Genomic DNA, 457 nt, shown 5'->3' with positions numbered 1-457 from the left:
CCTTGCGGATCCCTGCATCCCCGTCATGCGGTCCCCAGTGGGTTGGCATTTTACCGCCCATAATACCCATCTCCTTCGACAGATCCGGACGCGCGCCCGTCGCGTAGAATTGAATTTCGTCTCGTACCGCACCACCCAGCAACTTATAGACCGGTAACCCCCACACTTTGCCAAACAAATCCCACAACGCCAGATCTACGCACGAGATGGTGTTCATTACCAGACCACCAGAGCCGAAGTAATACATTGTTGCACCGAGCATCTGGTCATGAATGAGTTTGATATCGCTAACGCATTTACCTTCAATAAAACGATTGAGATGCTTTTCCACAATAAAGCAGCCCAGCTCCCCTGCCGTCGAAACGGCAAAAACGGTCTGCCCGCTCTCAGCCTCTACTGCAACAATCAACGTTCCTAACACGTTGATGCCAAAAGACTGACGTGATTGCTCGTATTC

At 51.2% G+C, this 457-nt stretch carries 1 pseudogene; it reads right to left on the bottom strand.

What is annotated here, in order from left to right:
- Positions 1–457, bottom strand: a pseudogene (locus ACU8YC_RS27260) (L-rhamnonate dehydratase); the annotation flags it as partial.

Source organism: Citrobacter sp. VF227 (genome assembly GCF_052950715.1).
This window is presented reverse-complemented; position numbering and strand designations above follow the sequence as displayed.